A 17536-nucleotide genomic window follows, 5' to 3' on the forward strand; every position below is an offset into this window, starting at 1 on the left:
AGGGGGCGAGGTGGGCGACGTCACTCGGCCGGGCGCTGCTCGCGCAGCTCCCGGATGGCGCGGCGACGGGCGAGTCGGTGGGTGCGCCGGATCTGCGCCTCCTGGAAGCGGCGCGCGTTGCGCTCCGAGTCCGGGATCACCGGCGGCACGCTCCGCGGCTTGCCCTCCTCGTCGACGGCGGCGAACACCAGATAGGCGCTGCCGACCTGGGTGGCGGGCGTGGACTCGTTCCAGCGCTCGGCCATCACGCGGACGCCGATCTCCATGGACGTACGGCCCGTCCAGTTGCACTGCGCGTGGACGTGGACGAGGTCACCCACCCGGACCGGTGAGAGGAACGCCATCTCGTCCATGGACGCCGTCACGGCGGGGCCGCCCGAGTGTCGGCCGGCCACCGCCCCGGCCGCGTCGTCGACGAGCTTCATGATCACGCCGCCGTGCACGGACCCGAGGAGATTGGTGTCCGCCGCCGTCATGATGTGCGACAGCGTGGTGCGCGAAGCCGCTGTCGGCTTGCCCGGTATCGCTGCCTCCGTGGCCTGGGCCTGAATGGTCATGTCCTCCACCTTATGCGCCCCCCGGAATGCATCAGCTCTGCAACAGCCACGCCCCAAGACCGCACCCGGACTGTGAGCTGGCTGGTATGAGCGGGCAAACTTCGGCTATGAGCAATTGGCCCGAGGGGTGGACCAGCGACGGCGATCGGGGGCGCAGCGGCGGCGCCGGCCGCGGCCCCGCACCCGATATCGCCCGTTCCATGCCGCATGTCCGCCGCGAGCCGGCCGGCAGCGGCCCACAGGGAGAGCCGCCGCTGCCGCCCGGAATGTCGCCGCGTGCCGCGGTTCCGCCGCAGCAGCAGCCCTCCGGCTACGACGGCGCGCACGCCGACGGCGGCCACGACGACGGATACAACACCGGCCAGGTCTACGGCGCCGGGCGCGGCCCGCTCCCCGGCGACCAGGGCCGTGGCGGCCAGCCGCCGCACGGCGCGCCCCCCGGGCCTCCCGGCCCGCCCCGGGCCCGCCCGAACTGGCGCAAGCGGATCACCATCGGCGTCATCAGCGTCCTGGCGTTCCTCCTCGTCGTCTCCGTCGGCACGTACTTCTGGGCCGACTCCAAGCTCAAGCGCGACGTCGACCTGGGCGCGGTGGAGGACCGGCCGGGCGGCGGCAGCGGCACCAACTACCTGATCGTGGGTTCCGACAGCCGCGAGGGCATGTCCGACCAGGAGAAGAAGGACCTGCACACCGGCTCCGCCGACGGCAAGCGCACGGACTCGATGATGATCCTGCACGTCGGCGACAACGGGAACACCATGGTCAGCCTGCCGCGCGACTCCTGGGTGACCATCCCGGCGTTCACCGGCTCCGAGTCCGGCAAGCGCATCCCGGAGCAGCAGCAGAAGCTGAACGCCGCGTTCTCCATCCAGGGCCCCGAGCTGCTGGTCCGCACGATCGAGTACAACACCGGCCTCAAGATCGACCACTACGCCGAGATCGGCTTCGGCGGCTTCGCGAAGATCGTGGACGCGGTCGGCGGCGTCGAGATGGACATCCCGCGCGACATCAAGGACAAGAAGTCCGGCTCCGACTTCAAGAAGGGCAAGCAGACGCTGGACGGCCAGCAGGCGCTGGCCTTCGTCCGCAACCGGTACGAGGCCGGCAGCGACCTGGAGCGCACCAAGAACCAGCAGAAGTTCCTCTCGACGCTGGCCTCACAGGCCGCCACGCCCAGCACCATCCTCAACCCGTTCCGTCTGTACCCGACGATGAGCGCCGGCCTCGACTCACTCATCGTCGACAAGGACATGAGCCTGTGGAAGCTGCGCTCCATGTTCTGGGCGATGAAGGGCGTGACCGGCGGCGACGGCAAGCAGATGAACATGCCCGTCGCCAACCCCGGCTACAGCACCTCCAAGGGCTCCGCCGTGCTGTGGGACATGCCGCAGGTCAAGAAGCTGATGGAGCAGTTGAGGAACGACGAGAAGGTCACCGTCACGACGAAGTGAGCACCCGGCCGGGCCCGGCCCGCCGATGACGGCGCGCGGGCCCCACCGACCGGCGGGACACCCGTGGTGACCCCGGCGGCCAGCGGTGCCAGGCGTGGGGCCCCCCCCCCGGGGGGGGGGGCCCCCCCCCGGCCCCCCGGGCGGGCGCCCCCCCCGGCGGGGGCCCCCCCGGCCTCTGTGTGCGCCCGGGGTGGCCCCCGACGTGGGGGGCCGGCCCCCACGCCCGTTCCCGCGAGCGGTACGCCCAGACGGGTGCGACCCCGCGACGGCGGGCGCGGCCTCGGGTGCGGATGCGGGCCCGGCCCGGCTCGGAGATGCTGGTGGCAGGAGCAGAGCCGGATCGGCAAGGAGGACGCCATGTCCATGCTCGACAAGCTGAAGAGCATGCTCAAGGGACACGAGGGCCAAGCCCGGAAGGGCGTCGACAAGGCCGGCGACGCCGTCAACCGCAAGACGGGCGGCAAGCACAGCGACCAGATCGACTCGGCCAAACAGCGCCTGGACGACCAACTGGGCGGCCGGGGCCCCAACGACTCCGACCGCTGACCGACCGCCCATCGAGCGGGGAGCGGCGTCCACCCAGGCATGACGGGTACGACGCCGTGGCTGGCCCAGGGCTGCCCCTGCGGGGCACGGCTTTCCTGGGGCCTTCCCCTACGCGGTCGCGGCTGGCCCGGCGCATTCCCACGCGGGTCGTGGCCGGCCGGGGGCCTTCCCTACGGGTCCCGGTCTGGTCGTCTTCCCGCGCGGGTCATGGCTGGACGGGGGCATTCCCCCGTAGGTCGTAGCTGGCCCGGGGCCTTCCCTGCGGGTCGTGACGCGACGGGCCGGGGGTTTTTCACGCGGGGCGCGACCGTCCTGGGGTCTCCCCCTGCGCGGTCGCGGCTGGCCCGGCGCGTTCCCGCGCGGGTCGTGGCCGGCCGGGGGCCTTCCCTACGGGTCGCGGTCTGGTCGTCTTCCCGCGCGGGTCACGGCTGGACGGGAGGCGTTTCCCCGTAGGTCGTAGCTGGCCCGGGGCCTTCCCTGCGGGTCGTGACGTGACAGGCCGGGGGTTTCCCACGCGGGGCGCGACCGTCCTGGGGCCTTCCCCTGCGCGGTCGCGGCTGGCCCGGCGCGTTCCCGCGCGGGTCGTAGCCGGCCGGGGGCCATTCCACGCCGTTCGGGCTGTCTGACCGGGGCCGCCTCGCCCGGGTGAGGTCGCCTGACCAGAGTCGCCCCGCCTCGTCGGTCCAGGTCGCCCGACCCTCGCGCCCCACCCCGCTCGGGACAGGACCACCTGGTCAGGGCCGCTACACGCGACACGGCCCCGGCCCGTAGCGGGGTCGGGAGCCGTGCGGGCGGCGACGGGGGCCCGACCCCGGCGGGGCCGGGACGGGCCGAGACCGGGCCGAGGTCAGAGGCGGGGCCGAGACCGGGCCGGGGCCGAGACGGGTTCAAGGCCAGCGGCGGGGGCGGCCCGGGTGGCGCGCCCCGCGCCAGCGGCGTTCGGGCTACGGCAGGTTCCTGGCCATGACGATCCGCTGGACCTGATTCGTGCCTTCGTAAATCTGCGTGATCTTCGCGTCACGCATCATGCGCTCCACCGGGTAGTCACGGGTGTACCCGTAGCCGCCGAGGAGCTGGACCGCGTCGGTGGTGATCTCCATGGCGGCGTCGGAGGCGTAGCACTTGGCGGCGGCGCCGTAGAAGGTCAGGTCCTCGTCGGGGCCGCCGGCGGAGACGCGCTCGGACTTGGCCGCCGCCGCGTACGTGAGCTGCCGCGCGGCCTCCAGCTTCATGGCCATGTCGGCCAGCATGAACTGCACGCCCTGGAAGTCGCCGATCGGCTTGCCGAACTGCTTGCGCTCCCTGACGTAGCCCTTGGCGTAGTCCAGGGCGCCCTGGGCGATACCGAGGGCCTGGGCGGCGATGGTGATGCGGGTGTGGTCCAGGGTCTTCATCGCGGTGGCGAAGCCCGTACCCTCCGCGCCGATCAGCCGGTCGGCGGGGATGCGGACGTTGTCGAAGTAGACCTCGCGGGTGGGCGAGCCCTTGATGCCGAGCTTCTTCTCCGGGGCGCCGAAGGAGACACCCTCGTCGCCCTTCTCGACGACGAACGCCGAGATGCCCTTGGAGCGCTTCTCCGGGTCGGTGACGGCCATGACCGTGTAGTAGTCGGAGACGCCGGCGTTGGTGATCCAGCGCTTCACGCCGTTCAGGACGTAGAAGTCGCCCTCGCGCACCGCCTTGGTCTTCATGCCCGCCGCGTCCGAGCCCGCGTCCGGCTCGGAGAGGCAGTACGAGAACATCGCGTCACCCTTGGCCAGCGGGCCCAGGTACTTCTTCTTCAGCTCCTCGGAGCCGGAGAGGATCACCGGGAGCGAGCCGAGCTTGTTCACGGCGGGGATCAGCGAGGAGGAGGCGCAGACGCGGGCCACCTCCTCGATGACGATCACGGTGGCGAGGGCGTCGGCCCCGGCGCCGCCGAAGGACTCGGGGACGTGCACGGCGTGCAGGTCGTTGGAGACCAGCGCGTCCAGTGCCTCCTGCGGGAAGCGGGCCTCTTCGTCGACCGCGGCCGCGAACGGCGCGATCTTGGCTTCGGCGAGGGCGCGCACCGACTCGCGGAGCATGTCGTGCTCCTCGGCCGGGCGGTAGAGGTCGAATCCGACAGTGTTCTTCTCCGCGGAGGCCACGGTGTCCTCACTCCCTGAGTGTGCGTACCCGAGCGTTAATAACCGTTAAGTAACCCAATCCTAGGGGTGCGGCCCAAGGCGGGGGTACGTGAGTTAGATGACAGCGGCTCACGTGCCCAGATGAGGCCCCGACTATGCTCGGCCCACGCGACCCGGCCCTTCCTCACCACCTTTCGCCTCATGGAGCACCGCATGGCCCCAAAGATCACTGTGATCGGCACCGGATACCTCGGTGCCACCCACGCCGCGGCCATGGCCGAGCTCGGGTTCGACGTCCTGGGGCTCGATATCGTCCCGGAGAAGGTCGAACTGCTCTCCTCCGGCCGGGTGCCGATGTACGAGCCGGGGCTTGAGGACCTGCTGCGGCGGCACGTCGCCGGGATCGACGGCTCGACCGGGCGGCTGCGCTTCACCACCTCCTACGAGGAGGTCGCCGACTTCGGTGACGTGCACTTCGTCTGCGTCAACACCCCGCAGAAGCAGGGCGAGTACGCGTGCGACATGCGGTACGTGGACAGCGCCTTCGAGTCGCTCGCGCCGCTGCTGCGCCGCCCGGCGCTGGTGGTCGGCAAGTCCACGGTGCCGGTGGGCAGCGCGAGCCGGCTGGCCGCGCGGCTGCGCGAGCTGGCGCCGGTGGGTGAGGACGCCGAGCTGGCGTGGAACCCGGAGTTCCTACGCGAGGGCTTCGCCGTCCAGGACACCCTGCACCCGGACCGGATCGTCGCCGGCATCACCAGCGAGCGGGCCGAGAAGGTGCTCCGCGAGGTGTACGCGACGCCGCTGGCCGACGGCACGCCGTTCGTGGTGACCGACTTCCCGACCGCCGAGCTCGTCAAGACCGCCGCGAACTCCTTCCTGGCCACCAAGATCTCCTTCATCAACGCCATGGCCGAGGTGTGCGAGGCCGCCGACGGCGACGTGGTGAAGCTGGCCGAGGCGATCGGCTACGACGAGCGGATCGGGAAGAAGTTCCTGCGCGCCGGCATCGGCTTCGGCGGCGGCTGTCTGCCCAAGGACATCCGGGCGTTCATGGCGCGCGCCGGCGAACTCGGCGCCGACCAGGCGCTGACGTTCCTCCGCGAGGTCGACTCGATCAACATGCGCCGCCGGGGCCACATGGTCGAACTGGCCCGCGAGGCGGTCGGCGGCTCCTTCCTCGGCAAGCGGGTCGCGGTGCTGGGCGCGGCCTTCAAGCCGGACTCCGACGACGTACGGGACTCCCCCGCGCTCAACGTGGCCGGCCAGATCCACCTCCAGGGCGCACAGGTCACCGTCTTCGACCCGAAGGCCATGGACAACGCGCGCGCCCTCTTCCCCACCCTGGGGTACGCGCCCAGCGCGCTGGAGGCGGTACGCGGGGCGCATGTGGTGCTGCATCTGACGGAGTGGCGCGAGTTCCGCGACCTGGACCCGGAGGAGCTGGGCGCCGTCGTCGACGACCGCCGCGTCCTGGACGGCCGCAACGCGCTCGACCCCGACGTCTGGCGCCAGGCCGACTGGACCTACCGCGCGCTGGGCCGCCCCCGACTCTGACCCCCACGCCTCCCGCCGGAGAGCCCTCGCCCTGCCCCCGGACTCTCGGACCCGGGCACTCCTCCGGCTGGGGACTCTCTGCTGACTCGGGGGCCCTCTTCTGTGTCGGAGGCCGGGGGCCATCGTGGTTCGGCGGCCCTTCCGGGCCCGGGAGCGGGGACTCTTCTGGCCTGAGCCCCTCCTGGCCTGCGGGTCGGCGAACCTCTCGGCCTGGGCGCGTGAGCTCCGGCTGGTCCGGGCCTGGTCCACCGGGGCCGGGGCTTGTCGGATCGCTGCCCGTCGGGCCACGGTCCGCCCGGGGCCGGGGCCGGGGCCGGGGGCCTGGGCCGGGGGCCTGGGCCGGGGCCCGGCTCTTCGGAGCGCGGTCGTCGGCTCCCGGACCCGGCTCTTCGGGACATGGCTGTCGGGGCCCAACTCCTCACAGCCGGCCGGGGGGCGCGCCTCCCTGTCCCCGAGTGACGTGCCGGGCCGCTGCTCCGACCAACCGGGGGTGCGGGGCGCACAGGGCGCGGGGTGCGGGTGCGCCGGTGAACCAGGGGGTCGCGGTGGTCACGGCGCGGGCCCGTCGTTCACGGCGCCGGGCGGACCAGGCGGGTGTCGTACGCCAGGATGACCGCCTGGACGCGGTCGCGGGCGCCGGTCTTGGCCAGGATGCGGTTGATGTGCGTCTTGACCGTGGACTCCGCGAGCCCCAGGCGGACGCTGATCTCGGCGTTGGACCAGCCCTTGCCGACCACCGTGAGAATCTCCCGCTCCCGTTCGGTGAGCGCGGCCAGTCGCGGGTCCAGTCCCACGGGCTCGCCGGTGTCCGCGCCCGGGGCCGGCAGTTGGTCCGCGTACGCGTCGAGCAGGCGACGGGTCACGCTCGGCGCGACCACGGCGTCACCGCTGGCCACCGCGCGAATGCCGGCCAACAGCTCCTCCGGCTGGGCGTCCTTGACCAGGAAGCCGCTGGCCCCCGCCCGCAGGCCGGCGTACGCGTACTCGTCGAGGTCGAACGTGGTCAGGATCAGCACCCGACTGCGGTCGCCGGAGGCGACGATGCGACGGGTGGCCTCCAGGCCGTCCAGGCCCGGCATCCGGACGTCCATCAGGACGACGTCGGGGCGCAGCTCGGCGGTCTTGCGGACGGCTGCGGTGCCGTTGTCCGCCTCGCCGAGCACGGACACGTCGTCCTGGCTCTCCAGCAACATGCGGAACCCGAGCCGCTGCAACGGCTGGTCGTCCACGATCAGGATGGTCGTCACGGCCCGCCCTCCACTCCACGCCCGCTCCCGCCGGCCTCGCCCCCCACACCTTCACCACGCGACACGGCCCCGCCCCGACCAGCGCCCCCACCCTCCGCGCCCTCACCGGCACCCCCGCCACGAGCGACACCCGCCTTCCGAGCGGCGTCCTCGCCGTAGCCGGTACGCCGGCCCCGCACGGCACCTCCGCCCTGGGCGACACCTCCGTCCTGGGCGGTGGGCCCGTCCCGGGCGTCGCCCTCATCCCGGGCGGTACGCCTGCCCCGGGCAGCGCCCTCGTTCTGGGCGTCGCCCTCGTCCCGGTCGGTGCGCCCGTCCTGCGCGGTACGCCCGCTCCGCACAGCGCCGGGGCCCGCCCCTCGCCCTCCGGGCTCCTCCCGCACGGTGGGCGCGGTCAGCGCGTTCCGCGTGGCCAGCGCGGTCGCTGGGGTCCGCGCGTCCGGCGCGGGCGGCGCGTCCCGCGCGGGCGGCCTGGTGAGCGCGTCGTCACGCGAGCTGGTCCCGGGGCCTCGGGGCGTGCTGCCGGGGGTGGGGAGTTCCAGGCGTACGCCCCAGCCGCCGCCCGGGCGGGGGCCTGTCGCGACGGTGCCGTCGTAGAGCGCGGCTCGCTCGCGCATGCCGCGCAGGCCCCGACCGTGACGGTCGGCGGGGTGCTGGTCGCCGGGGTCGCCGGCGGTGTGCGGGAACGGGAACGGTGTCGGGTCCGGGTGGCCGCGCCGCGCGGCGCCCCGTATCGCGCCCGTGTCGGTGACGGCGACGGACAGCGCGTGCGGCGCGTGGGTCACCTCCACGGTGGCCGTGGCTCGTGGGCCGGCGTGCTTGAGGGTGTTGGTCAGGGCCTCCTGCACGACGCGGTACACGGTCAGTTCGCGGCCGGGTGAGCCCGCCGTGGGCGTACCGCACTCGGTCAGGCGTACCGTCAGGCCCGCCGCCCGCACCCGTTCGACGAGGCCGCCGAGGTCGGCGAGCGTGGGCTGCGGGCCCAGCTCGGGGTCGACCCGCGCGTCCGGACGGTCGTCGCGCAGCACGCCCAGCAGTCTGCGGAGCTCGTCCAGCGCCTGCCGGCTGGTGGTGCCGATCGCCTCCAGCGCCTGGGCCGCGCGCTCGGGGCTCTTGCGCGCGGCGTACGAGCCGCCGTCGGCGAGGCTGGTGATGACCGAGAGGTTGTGGCCGATGATGTCGTGCATCTCGCGGGCGATACGGGTGCGTTCGGCGGCGGTGGCGAGCTGGGCCTGCTGGTCGCGTTCGACCTCAAGCTGTCGGGCCCGCTCCACGAGCGAGGCCGTGTACGCGCGGCGGCTGCGGACCACGATGCCGAGCAGGGCCGCCACCAGGCTGGCCGTGACGGTGGAGAGGAACGCCTGTGTCCAGTCGCCGCTGGGCCAGCGCGTCGCGCTCAGCGCGGCCTGGGCGACGGTCAGCGCGCCGGCGATCGTCAGGGCTCGGCTCGGCAGCCGCAGCGCGATGTGGAACAGCACCATCAACTGCCCCAGCTGGCCGACCTGGAGCCGCGTACCCACCCACGCGTCCACCAGGCCGATCGCCGTCATGGCGTAGAACGCGGCCAGCGGGCGTCTGCGGTGCCACAGCAGCGACAGGACGAAGCCCGCCGCCATGACCGCCACCAGCGCGACCGGCACCGTGCCCGAGTGGGCGATCCGCCGCCAGTTGCCGCCGCCCACGTCCACGCAGGCCCCGAGGGCGAAGATCGACGTCAGAAACAGGTCCCAGGCCACCGGGTAGCGCGCGTCGAGATCGCGCGCCCGCCGCGCGACCCCGTGCGCCAGTCGGATCGGATACGGGCCGCTCGGCGTCCACGCCGGAGCCTCTCCCCCCGCACTCATCCCCGCGTCCCCCTTCTCGTCGTTCGCTCCTCGTCGGTCGCCTCCGCACCGGTCCGCCGGCGGCCCACGCCGCCCCGCCGGGCCCCACCGGGCCGCCCGGCGCTGGTGGTCTGGGCGTCACTCGTACGGGCCCATCCTCTCTTCCGCGCGTCGCCCGCCCGCCGCCTTGGGACGACGCGCGGCGGCGCCCACCGCACGGGGTCGGCCGGTGCCCGGGGCCGGCGAGTGTACGGGCATCCGGACGCCCGGCTCATACGTCCCGGCGCCGCAACAGCAGGGCCGCCGCCGCCAGCGTGGCCGCCACCCAGCAGCACAGGGCGAGCAGGGCGGCGCCCGGGGCCAGCAGGTCCGGGTTGTGGTGCACGGTCGTCAGGGCCTGCGCGGCCTGGCTCGGCATGCAGGCGACGATGTCGCCCACCGCACCGTACGGCAACAGTCCGACCACCTCGGGCAGGACGAGCACCGCGCCGATGTACGCGCCGATCGCTCCCGGGATGCTGCGCAGCAGCGCGCCCAGGCCCAGGCACAACAGGCCCTGGAGCGCGATGCCCACAGCCGCGCCGGCTATCGCGCGGGCCACGCCCGGGTCGCCGATACCGGCTTCCATGTCCGTTCCCGACAGGAAGACCTGGGCGAGGGGGAAGGTCGCGAAGACGGTCACCAGCGTGATCACGAGGGCCACGCCACCGAAGACGGCCGTCTTGGCCCACAGCACGGGCAGTCGGCGTGGCACGGCGGTCAGGGTGGCCCGGATCATCCCCGACGCGTACTCCCCGGCGGTGACCAGCACGCCGAGCACGGCGATGGTGAGCTGCCCGAACTGTGTGCCGAGCAGGGTGAACTCGACGGGTTCGATGTCGTCGTCGCCGCTGCCCGTCTCGTACGTACCGGCGACGATCGCGCCGAGGGCGACGGTGACCAGCAGGGTGGCGGCGAGCGCGATCCAGGTCGAGCGCAGCGACCACAGCTTGGACCACTCCGAGCGGAGCACGCGTGGCCAGGTGACGCGGTAGTCGGGGCTGGGGTCCGCGCTGTCGTGCGGGGCGGCGGGCCGGGGCGGGGCGACGAGGTCGCCGGAGGAGGCGCTCACGCGGCGGCTCCCCGCGAGGCGTCGGTTCCGTGCGGGCCGGTGGCGCCCGGTGGGGCCGTGGCACCCGGCGGGGCCGTGGCGGGTGGAATCCCCTGACGGTCGGTGGACTCGGCGTGCGCGGCGTACTCCACCGCGTCCCGCGTCAGCTCCATGAACGCCTCCTCCAACGACGCGCGTCGCGGGGTGAGTTCGAAGACGGGGATGGCGTGCGTCGCCGCGACGCGTCCGATGCGCTCCCCGTCGGCTCCGGTGACGCGCAGCGTGTCCGGGCCGTGGTCGGCGATGTGCACGCCGGGACCCGCGAGAAGCGCGCGCAGGCGGTCCGTCTCCGGCGAGACGACCGTGACCTCCCCGACCCCCGCGTCCTGGACGAACTGTCGCATCGTGGTGTCGGCCAGCAACCGACCCCGACCGATGATGATCAGGTGCTCCGCCGTGAGGGCCATCTCGCTCATCAGGTGTGACGAGACGAAGACCGTACGGCCCTCGGCCGCGAGGGACTTGAGCAGGTTACGTATCCACAGCACGCCTTCCGGGTCGAGTCCGTTGACCGGCTCGTCGAGGATGACCGTGGCCGGGTCGGCCAGCAGCGCGGCGGCGATGCCCAGCCGCTGCCCCATGCCCAGGCTGAAGCCCTTGACCCGCCGGTCGGCCACCTCACCGAGCCCCACCCGGTCGATGACGGCGGTCACCTGGCGGCGCGGGATGCCGTGGGTGTGCGCGAGTGCCGTGAGGTGTCCGCGAGCCGAGCGCCCGGGGTGGATCGAGCGGGCCTCCAGGAGCGCGCCGGCCGCCCGCAGGGGCGCGCGGTGGCCGACGTAGGCGCACTCGCCGATGGTGGCCCGGCCGCTGGTGGGGGCGTCCAGGCCGAGCAGCATCCGCATCGTGGTGGACTTGCCGGCGCCGTTGGGGCCGAGGAACCCGGTCACCGTGCCCGGCCGCACGGTGAAGGTCAGATCTCGCACGACGGTCTTCTCGCCGTACCGTTTGGTGAGCCCGTAAGCCCTGATCATCGCCGCACTTCCGATCGTCCTGTCCACCTCGCCCGCTGGCCTCGCCGTGAGCGTCGGTGGTGTCCTGACACGCGCACGGGGCTCCGCCCTGCCGCGCGGGCCCGCACCTCCTGCGGCCCACATCTGACGGTAGGCATCGGGCGCCTCGCGACCGTCAGCCCACGGTTGGCCGCCGATGGAAGTGGCGTAGTACCGGGGTACGACGGGACCCTGAGAAGCGACAGGGCGGCAGGGCCAGGCGCCGGCACGGAGTGCCGGAACAGGCGCTGGCCGGAGCGGGCGCCGACCGGGCAGCCGCTCAACCCGGCGATGTCACTCGCTGACGGCGATCGCGGCCAGGTGCTGGAGCGAGTGGGACAGGTGGTCCAGGCCGAACAGGGGGAACGCGAGGTACTCCCGGATGGACGGCGGCACCGCCGTCCAGTCGTAGGTGAGCGTCACCTCCGTCCCGGAGGGGCCGAGGGGCACAAGGTCGTACCGCCAGAACCAGCCCCCGAACGTCACCTGGCCGTCCTCCCCCTCCTCTCCCGTCAACCAGCCGATGGCGCGCGGCGCTTCGTGGACGTGGACCTTGTTGGCCACCTGGTAGTCCCCGTCAGGGTGGTTGGCGTGGTACATGCCCATCCGGAAGATCTGTCCGACCTCGGTCAGCGGTGCCGGGTCGACGGGTTTCCGCACCCAGCCGGTGCCGTCGATCGCGGCGTGCGTCGCCGGGTCCGCCAGCACGGCGAACACCCGCTCGGCGGGCGCGGCGACCCTCAGGCTGACGCTCACGTACTCCCGGTCTTCCGGCCGGCTCGTCTCCCGCTCCTTCTCCTGGTCCACGGCGTACACGCTCCTTGTCATCCCGCCCGCTCCCGGTCTCGCGCGGCTACGGAACCCGCCGCGCCACCTGTCAACGAGGGACCCCGCGCCCACGCGTCGCGCGGGCGCGGCCCGACACCGGGGCGCGTGTGGGCGCGCCGCGGGCGGCGGGCGCGGGCGGGGAAACCCCGCGAGCCGGGAGCACTCCTGGCGGTACGCGATGGGTTCGCACGCGATGTGGCTCGCCGTGAGCGTAGGGGGCGGCTCTGACGCCGGCCGGCGCCAGCCGCCGAGGCGAGCCCGGCACCAGGTCACCAGACGGGGCCCCCACCAGGCACGTCCCCGCCCCGCCGCACGATGAACGCCGGGATCGCCGCGACCGCGGCCCCGAGCGCGGCGGCCAACGCCACCTCACCGACGACCGCGGCGGTACCGGCCCAACGCCGGCGATGGACACCGTGTCGGTGTGCGTGCCGGCAGGCATGGTCGCGGGGGCAGCGGGTCGCGGGGGCCACGGACACGTCGTCGTCGGTGACCCAGCCGCCGTCGGCGATGATCGTCAGTTCCTCCGGCTCGCTCCCCACCAGTGGTTGTTGGTCGACGGCCAGGACGCGGTGCGCGTTCGGCGGTGTCAGGCCGAGCGCGTCGGAGACGCGGCCCGCGGCGGCGGTGACGTGCTCGCCGGGCCGTAGCAGCACGCTCGGTACCTGCCAGGGCCCGCCACCGTCACGCACCTGCAGCACGTGCGGCCAGCCCGCCGCCAGGTCGCCTGGGCGCGCGGGATCGCGTGGTCGCCACACCAGCAGGGTCACCCGCACCTGTCGCCCGGTCACGAGACACCGCCCGCGCTCCGGCGCAGCGCCGCCAGGTCCAGGCCGCACTCCTCGGGGGCCCTGCCGTCGGTGGTCATGACGCCGGCCGTGTCCGCCCCGTCCGACCAGAAGAACGCGCCCGCTCCCGCCAGCGCGTCCAGCGCGAGCCGCGCGCGGCGGGCGTTGGGCCGCAGGTCACCACGGTCCAGCCCACCCGGATCGAACAGGCTCAGCTCGTACGCGTACTGAAAGTCCCGGTCCGTCACGGGCACCCAGCCCGCGTCCGGGCCAGCCGCCCCCGGACCAGCGAGGAAGAACCGCAACACACAGCCCCGCACGGTCCGTACGGCGTGCTCCCCGGTCAACACGGCCTCTCGCGGGCCGAGGCCGGGCGGGATGGCAGGGCTCGACACGGCGGGCGCACGCCCCCCGACGCGAGCGCGGGGCGGCTGTTCACCCGACGCCCGTCGACGGACTTTCGTGGTCCTGGTGTGCTTCACCGTGAGGCTCGTTTCTGGCAGATACTTCCGGCGCTGGCGAACAGCGCGCGCGTGCGGCACTCCACGACCACTCCGGCGCGATCACTATCCGCCATCGGACGATCACCAGAATTGCTCACTCCTCGGACGTCGCGCCCCCGATAGCGAGACGTCCGCGACAGCCCCAACTACCGTACGAGAAAGCCCAGAAGTCCATGGGGGATCTATTGAATACTGCCTTGCAGGGCGCTGTGGACCGCAAGAACCTGTCAGCTCGCCAACTGGCCACGCGGATCGGTGTCACCCCGAAGACCGTGGAACGATGGATCGCGAACGACGCCCTCGTTCCTCATGCGAGAAACGCCACCGATACCTGCCGTGTGCTGGGGGTTGAACGAAGCATGTTGTGGCCCACCGCCGTGCGGAGCGCCGTGAAAACGGGTTCTGACCGAGAAGTCGTCGCCGTCTACCCGTACCGTTCCGCGTGCCCTTCCACCACCTGGGCAGAGTTGATTTCCCGAGCGCGCGAGGAAATCACGTTCGCCGGGTTCACGAACTACTTCCTCTGGACCCAGCAGCCCCAGTTCGCGCGCACCATCACGGAGAAGGCGCGTTCCGGCTGCCGTGTGCGCTTCCTGCTGGGAGACCCGGACAGCGTCACGACCCGGCAGCGGGAGGCGGTGGAGAACAACGCGCTCAGTGTCTCGGCGCGTATCGGAGTCACGCTCGCCGAGCTGGCAAAACTGGCGGACAGTGGCGTCGAGGCGCGCTTCAGCAGCGCGGCCGACGCCCCGTCACACATCGCCCTGAGCGTCTTCCGTTTCGACGACGAGGCACTCGTCACGCCCCACCTCGCCACGGGGGCCGGCCACGACTCTCCCCTTCTTCATCTACGCCGCCACGCGACAGAGGGCATGTTCGACCGCTTCTGCCAGCACCACGTGGAACAGGTCTGGGAGCGCGGCCGGGTGACACCGGGCGACTGAACGCGTTCTGGTGGTCGCGGAAAGCGCCGCCCCGCATTCGCCGGGCGGGGGCCGGGTCTGGCACCGCCCGGGCACGGGGACACTCTCCCCATGACCCGCACCACGGCGGAGAACCCGCCGACGCCCGGAGAGAACATCGCCGTACTCCGCAAGGCGCGAGGCATAGGGCAGGCCAAGCTCGCGAAGCACAGCGGGTTTACGGTGAGCTATCTCAGCAAGGTCGAAACCGGCCTGCGCCCCGCGACTCCCCAGTTCGTGACGGCCGTCGCGGCTGCGCTCCGCGTGACGACGGCCCGGGTGTACGGACAGCCGTTCGCGGACACGTCGCAGCAGGCCGAGGGGCTCGACGCACTGCGCGCGGCCGTTCGCCGTCACACGCTGCCCCGGGAGGACGCGCTGCCGCCCGGAGCCCTGCTCAGCGCCGTGCGCGAGGCGGTCGATCTGCGGGCCCAGGCGCGCTACCTGGACCTGCTGGCGTTGCTGCCCACGCTGCTGGGCAAGGTCACTGCCAGCGCGTTCGAGGCGCCCGGCGACGCGACGGCCTGGGCTCAGGTGGCGGACCTGTACGGATGCGCCTACGGCGTTGCCCACCGGCTCGGGCAGGCCGACCTCGCCGACATGATCGTCTCCCGGCAGATGTGGGCCGCCCGCCAGACGTGGGCACCGGATGCCGAGGCCGCCGCGGCGTGGAACGAGGCCGGGACGTACCAGAGCGCCGGACAGTACGACGACGGTCTGGCGATCATCGAGCGGGCCATCAGCGGCTACGAACGGGCGACGCGCACCCTGGGGACCACGCCCGAGCGGCTGGTCTCCCTCGGCTCGTTGCACCTGCGGGGCGTCGTGCTGGCGTCGCGGTACCGGGACCTCGCGGCCACCCGGGTGCACGTCACCAAGGCCAAGGCGCTGGCCGAACAACTACCCAGGGACGTACTGGCACACAACCTGACATTCGGGCCGGGCAACGTCGCCCTCTACGAGTTGGCCGCGCAGATCGAACTGGACAGACCGGCCGACGCCGTGCGGATGGCGACGCCCCTGCTGAGGACACCGCCGGCTGGCCTGCGCCCCACGCGGGTGGGGCGGCTGGCCATCGACGCCGCCCGCGCCCACCTGGCGGTACGCGAATACGAGGAGGCCGAGCGGGCGCTGGCGCAGGCGTTCACCGTGGCCCCGGAAATGGCGTCGGTCCATCCGATGAGCCGTGAGGTGATCCGCGTCCTCTTCGTCCTCAACCAGCGGGCGCGGCCGGGCCTGTTGAGGATGGCACGCGAGGTCGGTCTGACGGCCTGATCGTCGCGCGACCTCCCCGGGTGACCACCGACCGGGAAGACCGACGGCCGCGGGCTCTGCTCCCGGCCACTCCAACGCCCCGCACGACTGGCCGCCCCCGCCAGGTGCGCCGGTCCTCAGGCCGGGTCGGTCACCCCGTCGCCCCGTCGAGCGCCGCGAACGTCGCGATGGAAGGGCCCCTGCGGGTGCGGATGTCGCGGGCGGTCTCCTCGGCTGCGCGGAGCACGCGGACCGCGTTCTGCCAGGTCAGCTTGGCGAGGTCGGCCTCCGACCAGCCGCGGTCGAGGAGTTCGGCTATGAGGGTGGGGTAGCCGGAGACGTCGGCCAGGTCGGCGGGGGTGAAGGCGACGCCGTCGTAGTCGCCGCCGATGCCCAGGTGGTCGATGCCGGCGACCTCGCGCATGTGGTCCAGGTGGTCGGCGACCGTCTTGGCGGTGGCCAGCGGGCGCGGGTTCGCCGCCTCGAACGCGCGCTGGACGCGCAGGCCCTCGGCCGAGGTGTCCAGCGGGTGGAGGCCGTTGGCGCGCATGTTGGCGTCGGCGGCCAGGGTCCACTCGATGGCCTCGGGCAGGATGAACTTCGGTACGAACGTCACCATCGCGACGCCGCCGTTGGCGGGCAGGCGCTCCAGTACGTCGTCGGGGATGTTGCGGACGTGGTCGCAGACGGCCCGTGCCGAGGAGTGCGAGAAGAGGACCGGGGCCTCACTGGTACGCAGTGCGTCCCGCATGGTGGTGGGTGCCACGTGGGAGAGGTCGACGAGCATGCCCAGGCGGTTCATCTCGCGCACGACCTCGTGGCCGAAGGGGCTGAGCCCGCCCACGCCGGGGTCGTCGGTGGCCGAGTCGGCCCAGGGCACGTTGTCGTTGTGCGTCAGGGTCATGTACCGCACACCCAGTTCGTACAGCGCGCGCAGCGTGCCCAGCGAACAGTCGATGGAGTGGCCGCCCTCGGCGCCCATCAGGGAGGCGATGCGGCCCTCGGCGCGGGCGGTCTCCATGTCGTCGGCGGTGAGCGCGAGGCGCAGATCGTCGGGGTAGCGGTCGACGAAGCGGCGTACCACGTCGATCTGCTCCAGGGTCGCGCTGACCGCCGTGTCCCCGGCGTAGTCGGAGCGTACGAACACCGACCAGAACTGGGCGCCGAGACCGCCGGCCCGCATCCGGGGTATGTCGGTGTGCTGGTGGGCGCTCAGGTCACTGGCGAGGTCGCGCTCGTCGAGGTCGTAGCCGACCTGGCGCAACGCCCAGGGCAGGTCGTTGTGACCGTCGACCACCGGGTGCGCGGCGAGCAGTTCGTGGGCGCGGGCCAGCAGGTCCGGGGCGGGGGCGACCACGGCCGGCCCCGAGTCCGACTGCCGCCCGTCGTTGACGCCTTCACGTGACACGGCCACTCACATCCCCATCGTCGCTGTAGCTGGCGTTGACATCGTTTCCGCGGGTGCTGGGTACCCCGCCGTAGTCGCACGTTAAACGAAGGGTCGCACCCCGGCCAACGCGGAGCTCGGCGTTCCGCAGCGGGCCCGGAGGCGGCGTTCGGGGGCGGATCGTCGGCCGGACCGGGGGCGGTGTCGCGCGGCTGGTGGGACGGGAACGGCGACGCGGGGCCGGTGGTGCGGAGGGGATCACGCGCGGGCAGTGGCGCGAAGGCCGGCGGCGCGCGGACGGGCCCCCGCCCCCGTCGGCCGCCTTGTGCGGTCGGGCGGCCCTGCCGCCACGGCAGCCCGCCGGCCACCCGGTGCCGCCGCCCCAC

The 17536-nt window shown here is 73.1% G+C and carries 15 protein-coding genes; 5 read left to right on the plus strand and 10 right to left on the minus strand.

From position 1 onward, the window contains the following. Positions 1-20: 20 nt before the first annotated feature. On the minus strand, positions 21-557 hold the full coding sequence (locus tag ACFVFR_RS26555) for an acyl-CoA thioesterase (RefSeq protein ID WP_383706088.1): 537 nt from the start codon (positions 555-557) through the stop codon (positions 21-23). Positions 558-664: 107 nt separating this feature from the next. On the opposite strand from ACFVFR_RS26555, the gene ACFVFR_RS26560 reads away from it, so the two are divergent. Both ACFVFR_RS26560 and ACFVFR_RS26565 read left to right on the plus strand, forming a co-directional pair. After that, positions 665-2008 carry an LCP family protein gene (locus ACFVFR_RS26560; RefSeq protein ID WP_383706090.1) on the plus strand — a complete coding sequence of 448 codons (1344 nt, stop codon included), beginning with the start codon at positions 665-667 and terminating at the stop codon, positions 2006-2008. Between the two features lie 357 nt (positions 2009-2365). Continuing rightward, complete coding sequence (locus tag ACFVFR_RS26565; protein WP_383706092.1) at positions 2366-2554, plus strand: antitoxin; 189 nt, start codon at positions 2366-2368, stop codon at positions 2552-2554. A gap of 944 nt (positions 2555-3498) precedes the next feature. On the opposite strand, the gene ACFVFR_RS26570 is transcribed toward ACFVFR_RS26565, so the two are convergent. Next, a complete protein-coding gene (locus ACFVFR_RS26570; RefSeq protein ID WP_383706156.1) occupies positions 3499-4620 on the minus strand; it encodes an acyl-CoA dehydrogenase family protein in 1122 nt (373 codons plus the stop codon). A 255-nt stretch (positions 4621-4875) separates the two neighbouring features. Between ACFVFR_RS26570 and ACFVFR_RS26575 the strand changes: the two genes are divergently transcribed. Further along, on the plus strand, positions 4876-6216 hold the full coding sequence (locus ACFVFR_RS26575) for a UDP-glucose dehydrogenase family protein (RefSeq protein ID WP_383706094.1): 1341 nt from the start codon (positions 4876-4878) through the stop codon (positions 6214-6216). Between the two features lie 569 nt (positions 6217-6785). Here the strand turns inward: ACFVFR_RS26575 and ACFVFR_RS26580 are convergent. The 7 genes from ACFVFR_RS26580 to ACFVFR_RS26610 all read right to left on the minus strand — a co-directional run bounded on the left by ACFVFR_RS26580 (position 6786) and on the right by ACFVFR_RS26610 (position 13439). Next, positions 6786-7463: a response regulator gene (locus ACFVFR_RS26580; RefSeq protein ID WP_383706096.1), complete on the minus strand. Its 678-nt coding sequence runs from the start codon at positions 7461-7463 to the stop codon at positions 6786-6788. Beyond that, on the minus strand, positions 7460-9307 hold the full coding sequence (locus ACFVFR_RS26585; RefSeq protein ID WP_383706098.1) for a sensor histidine kinase: 1848 nt from the start codon (positions 9305-9307) through the stop codon (positions 7460-7462). Before ACFVFR_RS26585 ends, ACFVFR_RS26580 begins: the two co-directional genes overlap by 4 nt. A 250-nt stretch (positions 9308-9557) precedes the next feature. After that, positions 9558-10397 (minus strand): ABC transporter permease, encoded by an 840-nt coding sequence (locus ACFVFR_RS26590; RefSeq protein ID WP_383706100.1) that lies wholly within the window; start codon positions 10395-10397, stop codon positions 9558-9560. Then, a complete protein-coding gene (locus ACFVFR_RS26595; RefSeq protein ID WP_383706102.1) occupies positions 10394-11410 on the minus strand; it encodes an ATP-binding cassette domain-containing protein in 1017 nt (338 codons plus the stop codon). Before ACFVFR_RS26595 ends, ACFVFR_RS26590 begins: the two co-directional genes overlap by 4 nt. Positions 11411-11722: 312 nt before the next feature. Further along, positions 11723-12256 (minus strand): polyketide cyclase, encoded by a 534-nt coding sequence (locus tag ACFVFR_RS26600; RefSeq protein WP_383706104.1) that lies wholly within the window; start codon positions 12254-12256, stop codon positions 11723-11725. 269 nt (positions 12257-12525) lie between these two features. Continuing rightward, positions 12526-13047 carry a hypothetical protein gene (locus tag ACFVFR_RS26605; RefSeq protein WP_383706106.1) on the minus strand — a complete coding sequence of 174 codons (522 nt, stop codon included), beginning with the start codon at positions 13045-13047 and terminating at the stop codon, positions 12526-12528. Beyond that, positions 13044-13439 carry a hypothetical protein gene (locus ACFVFR_RS26610; RefSeq protein ID WP_383706108.1) on the minus strand — a complete coding sequence of 132 codons (396 nt, stop codon included), beginning with the start codon at positions 13437-13439 and terminating at the stop codon, positions 13044-13046. Before ACFVFR_RS26610 ends, ACFVFR_RS26605 begins: the two co-directional genes overlap by 4 nt. Before the next feature lie 317 nt (positions 13440-13756). On the opposite strand from ACFVFR_RS26610, the gene ACFVFR_RS26615 reads away from it, so the two are divergent. Both ACFVFR_RS26615 and ACFVFR_RS26620 read left to right on the plus strand, forming a co-directional pair. Continuing rightward, on the plus strand, positions 13757-14491 hold the full coding sequence (locus ACFVFR_RS26615; protein WP_383706110.1) for an XRE family transcriptional regulator: 735 nt from the start codon (positions 13757-13759) through the stop codon (positions 14489-14491). Positions 14492-14581: 90 nt separating this feature from the next. Then, positions 14582-15784 (plus strand): helix-turn-helix domain-containing protein, encoded by a 1203-nt coding sequence (locus tag ACFVFR_RS26620; protein ID WP_383706112.1) that lies wholly within the window; start codon positions 14582-14584, stop codon positions 15782-15784. 130 nt (positions 15785-15914) lie between these two features. Here ACFVFR_RS26620 and ACFVFR_RS26625 read toward each other — a convergent pair whose 3' ends face one another. Continuing rightward, positions 15915-17120 (minus strand): dipeptidase, encoded by a 1206-nt coding sequence (locus ACFVFR_RS26625; protein ID WP_383706158.1) that lies wholly within the window; start codon positions 17118-17120, stop codon positions 15915-15917. Between the last annotated feature and the right edge of the window lie 416 nt (positions 17121-17536).

Source organism: Streptomyces sp. NPDC057702 (genome assembly GCF_042799315.1).
GTDB lineage: Bacteria > Actinomycetota > Actinomycetes > Streptomycetales > Streptomycetaceae > Streptomyces.